Genomic DNA, 13,653 nt, shown 5'->3' with positions numbered 1-13,653 from the left:
ACGCGGTTGAACCGGAACCGTATGGCCAAGGTAACGCGCTCCGTCGAAGACGATACGCTGTCCCCGAATTCCGGGAAGAACCTGCTTGCGCATGTGGTGCAGAGCGTTCCGGCGCTGATGACGTATATCGATACGCAGGAACGCTTCGTCTTCGCCAACGAGGCTCATCGGCGCTGGTTTGATATCGATCCCAACGACATCATGGGCAAGCTGGTCAGCGAAGCGCTCGATCCGGAAAGTTATTTGCGCGTTCGCGCAGCGTTGTTGCAGGCGCTGGGTGGACAGGCTTCCACGTATGAAGGCGAGCTCTTCAATCGCCCTCAGCGTCGTTACGTGCACGGCAGCTTCACGCCGGATCGCGATACGAACGGTCAGTTGCGCGGCGTGCTCACAGTCTTCACCGATATCACCGAACGGCACGCGCTCGAAGAACAGTTGCGCGAAAGCGAACAACGCTTTTCGCAAGCCTTTCAACACGCCGCGGTCGGCATGGCGCTGATCCTTCCCGACGGCCGCTATCAACGCGTGAACGAAGCGCTGTGCGCGATGCTCGGCTACACGGAAGCGCAGATGCGCGCGATGACCTGGCGCGACGTGACGCATCCGGATGATGTGGCCGTCAGCGAAGCGTTCGCTTCGCAGATCACCAGCGGCAGGCGCGAAGCCTTTCATACCGAAAAGCGTTACGTCCATCGCGACGGCCATGTCGTGCACGTGCTGCTCGCCGTGTCGCAGGTGCGCAACGATGCCGGCCAGCTCAACTACGTCGTGAGCCAGGTGCAGGACATCACCAAGCGCAAGCAATACGAAGAAGCGCTGTTTCGCGAACGCCAACTCGCCGAAGTCACCTTGAATTCGATCGGCGATGCGGTGATCACCACCGATATCAACCTGACGATCACCTCGCTGAATCCCATCGCGGAAGCGATGACCGGCTGGTCCAACGCGGAAGCCAAGGGCAGCGCGCTCGACGATGTGTTTCGCCTGCGCGATATCAACAATCGGCAACCGCTGGATAATCCCTTGCGTCAGGCGCTGCGCCGCAACGCCATCGTGGATTTCAGCGGCAGGGCGATACTGCTACATCGCAACGGTTTCGAAACGCCGATCGAAACCTCCGCCGCGCTGATTCACGATCACACCGGCAACGTCACCGGCGGCGTGCTGGTGTGTCACGACATCAGCGAAAACCGCACGCTCGCGCTGAAGATGATTCAACTGGCGCAGCACGATACGCTCACCGGCCTACCCAATCGCAGCCTGCTGTACGCGCGCATCGAACAAGCCACCGCGATGGCGACGCAGCGGCATCGTCAATGCGCGGTGCTGTATATCGACTTGGATCATTTCCGCCGCGTCAACGATACGCTGGGCCATGGCGTCGGCGATCAAGTGTTGCAAGCGGTGGCGCATCAGATTCGCAGCGCGCTGCGCGATAGCGAAGATATCGCGTTCCGCCATAACGGCGACGAATTCGTGGTGCTGCTGCCGCGCGTGGACGATGCGGACGACGCCGCCGCGTTCGCGCGCAAGCTGCTCGATGCCTGCGCGCAGACGCATATTTCGCATCTGCCGCAACTGGATATTCGCGCAAGCATCGGCATCAGCATGTTTCCGCGCGACGGCACCGAACCCGATTCGCTGGTGCGCGCCGCGGACGCGGCGATGTACGAGGTCAAGACGCAAGGTCGTCACGGCTATTGTTTCTACGCGCCGGAGATGAGCCAGCGTTCGGCCGCGAGCCAGCGCATCGAAAACGTGCTTCGTCATGCGCTCGCGCACGGCGAACTCTCGCTGCACTATCAGCCCAAGGTGGATGCGAAACAGCACCACATCGTGGGCGCTGAAGCGTTATTGCGCCTGCATCGCAATGGCGAGGAAGTGTTTTCGCCGGATCAGTTTATTCCGGTCGCTGAAGACACCGGTTTGATCGTATCCATCGGCACGTGGGCGCTGCGCGAGGCCTGCATGCAGGCGCGCACTTGGCAGCGCGACGGCTATCCCATCCCGGTATCGGTAAACGTATCGCCGCTGCAATTCCAATACGCCGGTTTCTACGAGCGGCTCGATAGCATTCTCAATGAAACCGGACTCGATCCGCATTTGCTGGAACTGGAATTGACCGAGCGCACCATGATGAGCGGCGGCGACGGCACCATTCGTCTGTTGCGTCGCATTCGCCAACGCGGCGTGCGTTTGTCGCTGGACGATTTCGGCATGGGCTACAGCAGCCTTTCCTATCTCAAACATTTCCCGGTCGATGCGCTGAAGATCGACCGCGCTTTCGTGCGCGATATCACGCAAGACGCGGAAACTGCCGCGATCACCAGCGCCATCATCGCGATGGCGCGCAGCCTCAATAAAGACGTGATCGCCGAAGGCGTGGAGACCGAACCGCAGAGTGCGTTCCTGCGCGAAGCTGGTTGCTCGCAGATGCAGGGCTTTTTGTTCGGCGCGCCGATGAAGGCGGAGAAATTGCAGGAGCGGCTGATCGTAAACGTCGGCTGACGTTTAACGCATCACTGCCGAAATGCGCGACGCAAATCCTGTTGCGCGCGATCGACCAGGATATCCGGCAATCGGTCCGCGCGTTCCGGCGCAGGAGGGGTCGCGCGATCGATCACGTGGTTGTCGGCCAGCAATTGGATCATCGCCAGGTGATCGGCGGCGAGCAAGGCTTTGCCAAGTTCGGTAACGACCGGCTTGCCGCGGTTTTCCAAACGCTCGCGCAAGGCTTCGATGACGTTCGGCGGCAACTCCCAGTGCCGCGCAGCGCGCAGCGACAGATGATTCGCCAGATGACTGTAACCATTAAGGAAGGAGCGGCTGAAAACGCCGAGCGTGGGCGGCGCCTCTTGATCGAGCACACGCACCATCGCGCCGACGCCAGCATTGCAAACCATGCCGGCGAGATACGCTTCGAACGAATCGCCCTGGCCCTTGGCCATATACATGCAAGCATGCGCGCAGCGTTCCGCGTGATCCCACAAACGCTGACCCGCCGAATGTCCGAGCATGCCCGCACTGGCTTGCAAGATCGGTTTCATCACGTGTTGCGTGACCATCTGACGCAGGCCATCGTGACCCAGCAACACTACGGCGTGCTGCAAACTGGTGATCGGTCGGGCCGTGCGGTAATGCGCGCTGCGGCTGACTCGCATCACTTCGCCGACCAGCACCGGATCGCGCCCGATCAGCTTGGTGATCTTGATGCCGTCGGAGTTTTCGCTTTTAAGCAAGCGCAAGAGTTGCGGCAACACTTCCGGCAAGCGCGGCAAGCTGGCGATATCGAAGCGGTCGCCGCCACACAACTCGTCCAAGCGCCGGAGCATCACCTGCTCCTGCGGACGCCAGTCGACGACATCGGAACCGGGCATGCCGAGCACCAGGCGATAGAACCAGTCCTGGATATCGGCGGTGCTCAGCGCAGCGACTTTCTCTTGCGGCGCCGACTCTTCCGGCCACGGCAGCACCACGCTGAAACGCGGCCGTTCTTTCGGCGGTTCCTCGCGCGCAAACAGTCGTTTCCAGAAGGCAGCCATGTCTATCCGATCCGAAGGTTGTCCCCGTACGGATGGTTATCGGCAGGATGGGCTGGGCCTTAACACTGGCGCTCCCTCCCCTGTTTGCAGGGGAGGGTTGGGGCGGGGTTGCGTGTGCTTGCCGCGCAGTATGGATACTGCGCGAGCCCATGGACTTCCCCCCCCAGCCCTCCCCTACTGCACGTAGGGGAGGGAGCGGGATGTCATTCGCTAGGAGTTACTTACTACGCGGAGCGAGAATCGCCCCCATCAAGTCCTTGCCATCGCCACGCACCAGATGCGGGTAACGCAGGCCCTCGTGGTAGTCGACCTTCACCGTGCTGTACACGTCGACGTTCTTCACCAGCAATTCGATCGGCGCTTGCGAAGTCTTGGCGGCTGTCACGGCATCTTTCAGCACTTCGCCGGAGTAATCGTGGCCGTTGACCGCCACGATGGTCAGGCCCGGCACCAAGCCGGCCTTGAACGCCGGACCGTTCCACTGCACGTCCGCGATGCGACCGTGGCCGTTCACCACCATGCCGACCGAGTACGCCATGTTCACGGCGCCGTGACGCAGGCCTTCGGAGGCTTTTTCTTCGCCGTTTTGCTTGTCGGTGAACACCAGCTTCCAACCGCCGCGTTCGATGCCGTGCTCGGGCAGATCCGCGCCGGTGTAATCGAGGCGATCGCGCAGGAACTTCGCCCAGTCGAACGGCTGCACCTGGTTAAGCGTGCTGACGACATCCTCGAACTTGTAGGTCTTGGTGACGTAGCTGCCGTTGTCCATGCCATAGAACGCATGTGCGAAGTCGTCGAGCGAATGCTTGCCGCCGCTCAATTCGCGGATCTTGGTGTCGACATCGAGCCACAGCAGCTGGCCTTCCGGATAGAAGTCCGTGTCGCGCACATAGTTGATCCAGCTTTCGGAACCGTAATACGTCAACGGCGCCGCATCGGCGGTGTCTTGCAGCGAACGCCATGCGCGTCCGGTGCGATACGTCATGGAGCCGGCGATATTGGCGATGGAATCGCGATATTGCTCGGGCGTCCACAAACCGGCTCGCGCAGTGAGCACGCCGCACCAGTAGTCGGTAAGACCTTCGTAAACCCACAGCAGATCGTCTTGCATCGGAATGTTGAAGTTGGGCGTCCACAAGTCGGCCGGACGGCGGAATTTGCCGTTCCAGGAATGCACGAATTCGTGCGGCATCAGGCTGGCGGTCACCAGATGCATGTCGTCGTCGGTGAAGAAATTCGCCGGCAGACGATCGTCGCTGGATTGATGGTGTTCCAAACCGAAGTGACCGGTGTGATCGGACAGCGTGAGCAAGAAATCGTAGTGACTGTAGTGGTGCGCGCCGAACAGGAAGTTGGTCTGCTTCACCACGTTGCGCTGCTGCTCAAGCTGCTTGTCGGTAAGCTTGACGTCCTTGTCGCCGTCGCCGACGACATTCAAATGCACCGGCACGCTTGCGCCCGGCGCGAGATCGACGCGATTGAAATGCGCGCCAGCGATCAGCGGCGAATCCACGAAGTTGTTGAAGCTCACCGGTTTGAAATGGACGGTGTTGCCAGATTGGCTGTCCACTTCCAGCGCCGAACCGAACTTCCAGCCTTGCGGCAGCGTGACGGTCGGTTGAATCTGGATTTGCCGCGTGTAGTAACCCGCGGGATAGAACGCGACCTGGTTGAATTCCATGTCCACCAGATCCGGCGTCGCCGATGCGCTAGCGCCGAAGTTGCTGCCTTCGCCGTCGCCGGGCGACAGGAACTGAAATTCCAGATCCAGCTGGTTCACGCCTTCGGGCACGTCCAGATGGATGGCGAACATGTCGCGCAGATCTCGACGCCACGGCAACTGTTTGCCGTTCGCGCGAATGATCAGACCCGACACGTTTTGCACGGGACCGGATGGTGCGTGTTCGCCAGGAATCCACTTCGGATAGAACAAAGTGACCGCGCCGGCTTTGACCGGAATGGTTTCGTGCGAACGGAAAATACGCTTACCGGCATCGGTGAGATCCACATCGACCGTCAGCGTGCCTGCGTAAGATTGATCGACCGGCGCGGGCGCATCGGCCATTTCGGTTTGCGCGACGGCGGCGGCCGACAACGTACAAGCCGCCATCACGGCGGCGGCGATCACACTGAAACGCAGGGTTTGGAACTTCACGCGGCGACTCCGGCAGGCACTATCCCCGCGGAAAGTCGCGAGGACAGCAGGATGATAAAAACCGCCGAACAACAGGCGGGTTGCCCCGCATGGTAGAACCAAGCCCCCACCGCACCTCCCCTGCCAGAGGTCATGTTGCGAACGCTTTTGCGCAAACCACGAAAAAGCCCGGCTTAGCCGGGCTTTTTTTTCGTGCGACAGCGCATTGCGGGGCGACAAATCGTTCGAGCGCCCATGCGTCGGGACTATTGCATTGCGGCAAAATCCCGCACGACGTCGAGCACCTACTTTTGTTCCAGCCGACTATGCCGCATGCCGTATCCGAAATAGATCAAGCAACCGATCACCATCCAGATGATGAAACGCTCGAAGGTGATCCACGGCAAACCGCCGATGCGATGCCAGCCGTCCGTATCCGACCACGGCACACCGAAAATCAGCAGCAAGGAAAACAGCACGCCCAACGGTGCGACCAAAGCCAACGCCGGCGCGCGGAAACTGCGTTCGACATGTGGCTTGCGCACGCGTAGCACCAATACGGCGGTGCAGATGATGATGAACGCGCTCAGCGTGCCGATATTCACCAGCTCGGCCACTTCGCCAATCGGCAGCAGACCCGCCACGATGGCCGTGAAAACGCCAAGGATTACGGTCGGCCGCGCCGGCGTACCGAAACGCGGATGAATATGCGCGAACCACGCCGGCAACAAACCGTCGCGCGCCAACGCAAACCAGATACGCGCGGCGCCAAGCATGAAAGCGAACAACACGCTGGTCACGCCGATCACCGCCGCCACGGCGATTGTCACGCTTACCCATTTCAAACCGATCGATGCGAACGCCTCGGACACCGACGCATCGCCACCGAGATGGCTGTAGTGCGTAATGCCGGTCAACACCAGCGACACCGCGATATACAGCACCATCGCCACCGCCAGCGACAACAGCACCGCGCGAGGAAGATCGCGTTGCGGGTGCTTGGCTTCTTCTGCCGCGGTGGTCAACGTGTCGTAACCGAACACGGCGAAGAACACCACGCTCGCGCCGGTCAGCACGCCAGCCCAGCCGAAATGTCCGACGCCTTGCGCGTCGATCACGCGTGCCGGAATAAAGGGTTGCCAGTTCGCGGTATGGATATAGAACACGCCCACGCCCACCACCAGCATCACGCCGATCACTTTGATCGTCACCACCAGCGTGTTGAAGCGCGCACCCCATTCAGTGCGAATAGTGAGCAACGCCGCCACCAACAACGAAATGGCCGCGGCGATGATATTGAAACGATGCGCATCGCTAGGTCCGGCAATCGCCTGCCCACCGTGCACGCCGAAGAGCTGTTGCAGGTAATACTCCATCGTCTGCGCGCTCATGCTTTGCTGCGCCCAATCCGGCAGATGGATACCCACCGATCCCAGCAACACTTGCACATAACCGGACCAACCGATGGCCACTACCGCCACGACCAGCGCGTATTCCAGCAGCAAGTCCCAACCGATGATCCATGCGACGAATTCGCCCAGCACCGCATAACCGTAGGTGTATGCGCTGCCGGTCACGGGAATCAGCCCGGCGAATTCCGCATAGCACAACGCCGCGCATGCGCTGCCGAAGCCAGCGATGATAAAGCTGAGCGCGACGGCCGGCCCGGCGTTCATGGCCGCCTGCTGGCCCGCCAAGACGAAAATGCCGACACCGATAATGCCGCCGATGCCGATGGCGGTGAGCTGCCACAAACCGAGCACGCGACGAAAATCGCCGCGCCGACCCGCCTCCGTTTGTAATTGCTCCACGGATTTATGGCGCAGCATCCGGCTAAGAAAGCGCATCGCCCATGACTCCCCAAATCGCGAAAACGCGATCATAGCGAAAGCGCGACGCTTGCATGCACCCTGGCCGGGAGAGTGTTCCTAGACGGATGTCGCCTGTTGCGCTGCGCCGTGACGCCAAGCGGTGCGCGCCATCAGGCCATCGAACGGCAACACTGGCATGCGGAAAGCCGGTGTTCGCACATGCTGCGCGGTAACTTCCTGATGAGTCGCGTCTGGGTCGCCTTACCGCGTTCGCAAGCGTTACGCCAGGCGTCGATGCGAGGCGAGCAACGACAACATCGCCACCACGCTGACCCCGAACACGGCCGATATCGTCGCAACGCTTTGCGCGTTGAGATCCGCCATGCCGAACCAGTGTCCGCTTGCCATTACCGCTATCGCGGTTCCAAGCGTCCTGGCCAGTTCAAGCCATATGCCGATGCGACGCCCCTCCATCAAAAATCCGAGCGTCCACAAGCTATAAACCAGATACACCGCGTACGCGGCTGCTTGCGCCAGCGCCAACTTCGGTGCGGCATTCAAGAAATGCACGCCGATCATCAACAACACCGCGAACTGCACAAGGCAGTAGATCTTCCATGCCTTGGACATCGGTGGGTTGAAACGCGCATGCGCGATATCGAAGTCGGATTTCGGGAAACGTGCCGCCACATCGGCGGGGCGCCAGCCCGGCGGCTTGATCCACACGCGCAACTTGTCCAACAGGCTGCGCGCATGCCAGCTGTCTTTGAGCATCGCCCAATACACTTCGGCATTCGCCCACAGCGGATTCCAGCTTTGCAGCGGCGCGCGCGTGCCGTAGATCGGCGGATCGTCGTCGTTCTCTTCCACGAAGGTGCCGAACAAACGGTCCCACACGATCAAAATGCCGCCGTAGTTGTGGTCCAGATAACGATCGTTTACCGCATGATGCGCGCGATGATTGGAGGGTGAACAGAACACGCGATCGAACCAGCCCAACCGATCGATCACTTCGGTGTGCACCCAGAATTGGTAGAGCATATCGATGATCGCGATAACGGCGAATACTTCTGTGGGATAACCGAGCAAAGCCATCGGCAGATAAGCGATCCATCCCAGCAAAAATCCGCTGCCCGTTTGACGCAACGCGGTGGTGAGGTTGTAACTCTCGCTTTGGTGATGCACTACGTGTGCGGCCCACAGCACATTCACTTCATGCCCGAGCCGATGCAACCAGTAATAAAGCAGGTCGTAGAGGAGCAGCCCGCTGATCCACACCCAGATGCTGTTCGACGGCAACGTCCATAGCGCAGCATGCGCGGCGAACCACGCGTAGATGCCGATGGCGAACAATTTAGTGAATACGCCGACGATCTGCGAGACGACGCCCAATCCTAAGCTGTTGATCGCATCGTTGATGTAATAGACATCGCGACCGCGCCATTTTGCGATCAGCAATTCGATGCCGATCAGGATAAAGAAGCCTGGTATCGCCCAGGCCATGATGCGTTCCGGTGTGATCATCTCGCCCCTGTATGCCTGCAAGTCTTAAGGTCCTGCGTGCGGATTGGCGCGGCGCAACCGCGTTCCAATCCGCCAATCGGAGCGAACCGTCCGCGCCCCTATCGCCGGTCTAAAGAATACTTGCCCGGCCCGGTGATACACAGCAGCAGCAAGCCGCCGACGATGCCCATGTTTTTGTAGAAATGGATCATGGTGTCCAAATGCACGCCGGGATCGGTGATGGCCCAGTAGCGATGGCCGATCAAGGCCGTAATCAGCGTGTACAACGCCAAGGCGAACGCCAGTGGGCGCGTGTAGAACCCGACCAGGATCAATACCCCGACGACCAGCTCCATCACCAGCGCGACAAACGAAAACAGCGTCGGCAGGGGCATGCCGACCTGTTCCATATAAGCGGTGGTCCCCGAGAAATTCAGGAATTTGTCCAGACCGAAGATGATGAACAGCGCAACCAGGAACACGCGGGCGATCAACAGCAGTTCGTCTTTGCGACGATCGAACATCAACGTGTATCGCATGATGATTCTCCTCTCACAGAGAACAGCACAGACCCGGTGCAGATCCGCCCAACCCCCGTGAGGATGCGATTTTTTAGGCGGACCGCCCTGTAAGCACTATGAAACAATTCTCCCCACAGTCAAGCGCGAAGCGATCACACTTTAGATCGTGCAGAAAGGCAGGCTTCGTCGGGGCTGTCGTTTTTTGCAGGTCTGGGGCGCCGCACCACGACCTTAGCCTGGATATCGATGCGCAGCCTGAGAAATAAAAAACCGCACCCGGATGACCGGGTGCGGCGAAGGAAGGAAATCCGCAATGAACAGGTCGTGCGCTAAAGCGACAACTCGCACGCGCCGTTTTTGTCGGAATAGGTGCTTTGCATCGCGAACGTACCCGTCTTCATGCTGACGTTCCCAGAGGCGCCCTGCCCCGTGCTGATCCACGCGCAAACGTCGCCGGTTTCGCTGCCGCGCTTGGTCACCCAGCCCACGGACGGGAATTGGTCGGTAAGGGTCTCCGCGTATTCGTGACCTTCCACGATGGAGAACCCATCGTCGACGCCACCCACGCCCGCATTGACGAAGTTCTGTCCGCAGCTGGCGCCTGCGTCGGAGACATAGGGCATGTTGGTATAGGCGACATCTCCCGATGACGACGTCGTGTAATCGTGCCACGCGCAGAAATTAGCGCCTGCGTTAAAACCGTCCGGGTTCGTGCCCGTCGGCGACAGGATCACGTATTGCACATAGCGATTCGATGCCGCCGTGTTATTGCCGAAATGCGCCGCCGCGTTGAGCGCTTCTTGCGCCAACTGCGCTTGCGTCGCGCTTTGCGGCGACGGTGCGCTGTTGTCGTACCACACGCCTGCCAGCACGGTGCTGCCAGCCGGATACGGGATGAAATTGGCGCTGGCGGGACAGCTGGACGCGCCTCGCGCGACCGCCGCGCCATCGCAGTATTGCGTCATCACGTTGGACCAGCCTTCGCCGGTACCTAAACCCAAGAACAAATTCTGCAGGTAGGGCGCCGCGTTCGACGGATCGTTGGAAAACGTTGTCCGACCGCCACTGGAACCCGATGTGCCCCATTGCGATCCGTAGAACACCAGATACACCTTTTGCGGGCCGCTGGTGACGGCGGCATTCGCGAAGCTGCCGTCCGTGGCGCCGCCGCCGTAATACAAGGTCTTGGACGAAGCCTTAAGACGGTGAAGCGACGATTCGTAAGACTGCATCACGCGCCATGTTTCCATAGTCGGAATAACACCATGGCGATAGGCGTGCCCGTTGGCAGGCGAATAAGGATTCACTTGCAGCGACGACTGACCGGCGGCAAGCGCAGCGCCGGAAACGGCGGCAATCAGGGATGAAAAGAGGATGATCCTTCCATGCTTCGAAAAAGCAGACATGTCGTTTCCCCAGGAGATAGGACAAAAGGACCCATTGCGGCCACCTCGCCAATAACCTTTGCATCACCGCGTTGGGCGTTCACATGCATGGTTCGAAACGCATCGCATGGCGTCTTGCGGTGACGATGTCTTAGTGAAACATCATTGCGGATATTAAAAATCCGCTCACACGCGATGACGACATCGTTCACTGTCCCCTCGCAGCGAACCGGCGCAAGCTATCCGATAACGTTGCCGAAAACAACTTACGAAATTGACAAATCGCCGAATGATTTCAGGCCGATTAAGTTCGGCGCGACGACGTCACGTTTGTCGCGTCGCATCAAGAACGATCTATACGGCGCCATGGCCGCACGTTCGATACGTTGCGGCGTAGCGTGTCATTCGATGCATGCACCGTTGAAGCGACTGCGTCGCTAGAGCTTGCCGCTTGCTTTTCGAATCAACGAAACGCGACCGAGTCCGTACAACGGCCCATCCGTCGGCGCCGTAAATACCAAGCAAAGCAGATGTTCGCCGTGCTGCGAAGACATCGTCGCGTCGAGCGAGAATTGCCGGCCGCTGTGCGCGGGATCGGGTAACGGAGCGGTAGCGACGACAGGACCATCGCAGCGATCCAGATGCGCCACCAATTCGCCGTAAGGCGTGCTGTGCGGACGCGACACCACCAGATTGATGTCGTGCGCCAACGCGAAGTTGCGTTCCAGTCGAACCGCATCGATGTGAAGCGCCTTTACATTGTCGAGCGGCGCGGAAGGATATTGCTGACACGTGTCGAACACATTGATCGCGTACACCGGTGTCATGCTCGTCGCATCAGGCATGGGTTGCAGGCGCAGACGAAAATCGCTCCCTGGGCAATTGGGCATGTCCACGCCAAGGCGACTCAACAACGTTTGTTCGTCCAGCACGCGCGTACGCACGGCGGCGAGTTCGCTGCCGTCGTTCGCGAACGTGGCGGCTTTGATCGTTGCGGGCCATTTGACGTCGAATGGCTTGCTGTAAAGCGTCGCACGCGAATCGGGAGCGCTGCCGTCGGTGGTGTAGCGAATCGCACCGTAACCGGCTTGATCGGAGATCTTGACGTTCGCTTTTCCGCTCTTAAGCGCTGCGTTGGCGTCGGCCTGAATGTTGGGAGCGAACGCGCTATCGGCGTGAGGGATATTTTGATCGGCGTACCGCTCGAACTGCACGGATAGCCGCGCGAGGAAATCTTTCCAATCGCGCTGCTTCGCCGACGACCAGGTGACTTCACTCAACGCATCCAACCGTGGGAACACAGCATGATCCACGTGCTGCATGCTGGGCATATGCTCGGTCCACGCATTCACTTGCACGCCCATGACGTGTTCGGCTTGCGCTGCACTGAGCACCGACGGAACAGGATTGAAGCGATACACGGTTTCCAGATCGCGTACGGGAATGCGTCCAGCCGCCTCATCCGGCAGATCGCTTTGCGCGCTGTCCAGATACAGATCCGGCGCCGGCGACATCACCACATCGTGACCGAGCTTGGCGGCCTTGATCGCGCCATCCGTACCGCGCCACGACATCACCGTGGCGTCGGCCGGCACGCCGCCATCGAGAATTTCGTCCCAGCCGATCAGCCGGCGTCCATGCGCAGTGAGGTAGCTGCCCACGCGGCCGATAAACCAACCTTGCAGTGCATCTTCGTCTTTCAGATGCAAGGCGTGCATTTTCGCTTGCACGGCCGGGGATGCTTTCCATTGATCCTTGATCGCCTCGTCGCCACCGACGTGGATGTAGTGCGACGGGAACAACGCCATCACTTCATCGAGCACGTTGTCGATAAATTCGAACGTCGCGTCGTCGACATTGTAGAGATAGGGGTTCACGCCCCAATCGACGGATACCGGCGGACGCTTACCCGTCACGCCCACATTGGGATACGCCGCCACCGCAGCCTGCGCGTGACCTGGCATATCGATTTCGGGAACGATGGTGATATGGCGCGCGGCGGCATAAGCGACCACATCGCGAATCTGATTTTGCGTGTAAAAGCCGCCGTAGCGTTGCGGCTCGCCATCGTGACCTGCATCGGGCGGCGTGCGCCATGCACCGATGCGCGTCAAGTCCGGATAGCGTTTGATTTCGATGCGCCAGCCTTGATCGTCCGTAAGATGCCAGTGCAGCACGTTCATTTTGTGCTGGGCCATTTGATCGAGCAATTGCTTGACGTCGTCGACGCTTTGGAAATGACGCGCGGAATCGAGCATCACGCCACGCCACGCGAATCGCGGCCAGTCGGCGATATGTACCGCGGATACCTGCACCGCACCTTGCTCTACGTTAGGCGTCAGCAGTTGCCACAGCGTCACTGCGCCGTAAAAAAGACCCGCATCATCGCGCGCCTGGATACGAATGCCTTGCGACGTCACGTCGAGGGTGTAGCCCTCGGCATGCGCGACAGCCGCTTTCGGATCGTGCTGGAAGACGATGGCGCCGTTTGCGGCCGAGCCTTCTTTCACCGTCAGATGCAGTCCGCGCGTGCGCGCGAGCAGATCCGCTAGGTACTGCGCAGTGTCGCGCGCGGCCTTGTCGTGAGGCGGTACGACGATGACCGTTTTATCTTGGACTTGGAACGCGCCATCGGCCGTCGTTATCTGCACCGGAAACGGAATGAGCGGCAGACTGGAAGCCTGTGCGGCGCCGCATAGGGCTGCGCAAAGAAAAAAACCGGCTAACTTCATGAAATCATCCCGTTATCGTTGTACA

8 protein-coding genes are annotated in these 13,653 nt (G+C 59.9%); 1 reads left to right on the top strand and 7 read right to left on the bottom strand.

The features are described from left to right. Window positions 1-21 precede the first annotated feature (21 nt). Window positions 22-2,508, top strand: coding sequence for a GGDEF and EAL domain-containing protein (locus L0U79_RS04245; protein WP_233840639.1), 2,487 nt, complete (start codon window positions 22-24; stop codon window positions 2,506-2,508). 11 nt (window positions 2,509-2,519) lie between these two features. Here the strand turns inward: L0U79_RS04245 and L0U79_RS04240 are convergent, their stop codons facing one another. The 7 genes from L0U79_RS04240 to L0U79_RS04210 form a co-directional block, all read right to left on the bottom strand. Beyond that, a complete protein-coding gene (locus L0U79_RS04240; protein ID WP_233840638.1) occupies window positions 2,520-3,542 on the bottom strand; it encodes an HDOD domain-containing protein in 1,023 nt (340 codons plus the stop codon). A 217-nt stretch (window positions 3,543-3,759) separates the two neighbouring features. Then, a complete protein-coding gene (locus L0U79_RS04235) occupies window positions 3,760-5,697 on the bottom strand; it encodes a M61 family peptidase (RefSeq protein ID WP_345778417.1) in 1,938 nt (645 codons plus the stop codon). Window positions 5,698-5,981: 284 nt separating this feature from the next. Further along, window positions 5,982-7,523, bottom strand: a complete 1,542-nt coding sequence (locus L0U79_RS04230) for an amino acid permease (RefSeq protein WP_233840637.1) — start codon at window positions 7,521-7,523, stop codon at window positions 5,982-5,984. Between the two features lie 243 nt (window positions 7,524-7,766). Beyond that, window positions 7,767-9,011 carry a sterol desaturase family protein gene (locus tag L0U79_RS04225; RefSeq protein WP_233840636.1) on the bottom strand — a complete coding sequence of 415 codons (1,245 nt, stop codon included), beginning with the start codon at window positions 9,009-9,011 and terminating at the stop codon, window positions 7,767-7,769. Between the two features lie 98 nt (window positions 9,012-9,109). Continuing rightward, a complete protein-coding gene (locus tag L0U79_RS04220; RefSeq protein WP_233840635.1) occupies window positions 9,110-9,529 on the bottom strand; it encodes a DoxX family protein in 420 nt (139 codons plus the stop codon). Window positions 9,530-9,840: 311 nt separating this feature from the next. Next, the gene (locus L0U79_RS04215; RefSeq protein ID WP_233840634.1) at window positions 9,841-10,917 is read right to left on the bottom strand and encodes a hypothetical protein; all 1,077 of its coding nucleotides are present in this window, start codon (window positions 10,915-10,917) and stop codon (window positions 9,841-9,843) included. 416 nt (window positions 10,918-11,333) lie between these two features. After that, on the bottom strand, window positions 11,334-13,628 hold the full coding sequence (locus L0U79_RS04210) for a family 20 glycosylhydrolase (RefSeq protein WP_233840633.1): 2,295 nt from the start codon (window positions 13,626-13,628) through the stop codon (window positions 11,334-11,336). Between the last annotated feature and the right edge of the window lie 25 nt (window positions 13,629-13,653).

Origin of the sequence: Dyella sp. 2HG41-7, from assembly GCF_021390675.1 — a bacterium.
Lineage (GTDB): Bacteria > Pseudomonadota > Gammaproteobacteria > Xanthomonadales > Rhodanobacteraceae > Dyella_B.
Note: the sequence above shows the minus strand (reverse complement) of the source record. Positions and strands in the feature narration are given on the sequence as shown.

Bases quoted from the DNA above. Each gene is read 5' to 3' on its own strand.
- L0U79_RS04245 (WP_233840639.1), top strand. From the start codon at position 22: ATGGCCAAGGTAACGCGCTCCGTCGAAGACGATACGCTGTCCCCGAAT.
- L0U79_RS04240 (WP_233840638.1), bottom strand. From the start codon at position 3,542: ATGGCTGCCTTCTGGAAACGACTGTTTGCGCGCGAGGAACCGCCGAAA.
- L0U79_RS04230 (WP_233840637.1), bottom strand. From the start codon at position 7,523: ATGCGCTTTCTTAGCCGGATGCTGCGCCATAAATCCGTGGAGCAATTA.
- L0U79_RS04225 (WP_233840636.1), bottom strand. From the start codon at position 9,011: ATGATCACACCGGAACGCATCATGGCCTGGGCGATACCAGGCTTCTTT.
- L0U79_RS04220 (WP_233840635.1), bottom strand. From the start codon at position 9,529: ATGCGATACACGTTGATGTTCGATCGTCGCAAAGACGAACTGCTGTTG.
- L0U79_RS04215 (WP_233840634.1), bottom strand. From the start codon at position 10,917: ATGTCTGCTTTTTCGAAGCATGGAAGGATCATCCTCTTTTCATCCCTG.
- L0U79_RS04210 (WP_233840633.1), bottom strand. From the start codon at position 13,628: ATGAAGTTAGCCGGTTTTTTTCTTTGCGCAGCCCTATGCGGCGCCGCA.